Source organism: Micromonospora sp. GCM10011541 (assembly GCF_042650725.1).
Classification (GTDB): Bacteria; Actinomycetota; Actinomycetes; order Mycobacteriales; family Micromonosporaceae; genus Micromonospora; species Micromonospora sicca.
Genome location: NZ_JBHSBP010000015.1, coordinates 1 through 1,372, shown reverse-complemented (window position 1 = coordinate 1,372; position 1,372 = coordinate 1). Strand labels below are relative to the sequence as shown.

Below are 1,372 nucleotides of genomic sequence, written 5' to 3'. Positions count from 1 at the left end.
GTCCTGCACCTGACTGTCCAGATCGTCAAACGCACCGAGCCGGGCTTCGTCGTCCTGCCCCGCCGGTGGGTGGTAGAGAGAACGTTCGCCTGGATCAGCAAGCATCGCCGCTGCGTACGCGACTATGAGACCAAGCCCGGCCACCACGAGGCCATGATCCACATCGCCATGATCATGACAATGTCACGCCGACTCGCCCGCACCGGCAACTGGTGGCCGAAGTTCCCGGACGCTCACTAAGAGACACAGCCGGCGTGGCTGTGGGAGGTCCGTCACCTCGGCTTGGGCGGCGGGCTGAGGCAGGGCTCGGGCGATGGTGGCCGCTTCGGTTGCTGTCGGCGCGTGTCACCTTGACCTGCTCACTACCAGTCGGCGGCCCCAATTCGTCGCCGTCCGTCAGTGCGACGGAGGCTGATCCAAGATTCGGCGGAGATTGCCACTTCAAACGCCGCAAGGTCTGGGTGCCCCCGCCGCAGCGCCGAGCCATCCACGTACAGGGTCTGGCCGTCGCACCGGTTTCGGCCGTGGATGACACCTCTACTACCTGGGCGTTTGCAAAGAGGGCGCTGCTGCCGTCCGTTCTCTCCTTGTTCACCACACTGATCGCCCACCCGCTGACCTTTCTCCGGAGCGAAGACGGGCGAGAACCCGACCAACCCTCGTGAGTTGCGGGTTTCGACTCAACTCGCCCGGGAATGCCGCCAGCGGCCCGCACCCGGCGGGGCAGCCGAACAAGGGGTTGATATGGCCTTGGCCAACGCCGCACCCGACTATTTCAAGCCCGCGGATGGAATGTTCCTCGCGACCCTGCTGATCGTCCGCGACGTGGATCGGTCCCGGGAGTATTACGAGCGGGTCTTCGGGGCCACCTGCGTACACGAGAGGAACCCGCTGATCATGCGGTTCTTCAACAGTTACATCATCATCAACGATGAGGGCGGCCCGACGGACGACAAGCCTACGGTGCATGCCAAGGCGCCAACCGATTCCAATACTTTGAGCTGCGCGATGAATGTTCGGGTCACCGATGTCCGGAAGCTCTACCGGGAGTGGAAGTCGCGTGGTGCCGACTTCCTCACCGAACCGAAGGACCACGGCACGGAGATCCGGTGCTACCTGCGCGACCCCGATGGCTACCTGGTCGAGGTCGGGCAGGGGCTCTGACCGGCCTTCCCGGACACCCAGCTCGCCCGGGACATGGCCACCCAATCCGCGCGCAAACCTAGTACCAACGCCGTTCAGTTAGGGCGGCGGTCGGCGTGTCAAGGGTCAATGCCGTTAAGTTTGTGCGTTTGGGCAGGCCAGCAGGGGGCGGGTTCAGCCAGTGGAAGCATTTGCCTCGACGAGTTCGGTGAATATCTCGGAGGGCTTC

General features: G+C 63.9%; 2 protein-coding genes. Both read left to right on the top strand.

Annotated elements, in window-relative coordinates:
- The coding region (locus ACFOYX_RS08410; protein WP_377533867.1) for a transposase at positions 1–240 on the top strand (240 nt) is incomplete at its 5' end.
- A 504-nt stretch (positions 241–744) separates the two neighbouring features.
- Positions 745–1,164 carry a VOC family protein gene (locus tag ACFOYX_RS08405; protein WP_322444150.1) on the top strand — a complete coding sequence of 140 codons (420 nt, stop codon included), beginning with the start codon at positions 745–747 and terminating at the stop codon, positions 1,162–1,164.
- Positions 1,165–1,372 lie beyond the last annotated feature (208 nt).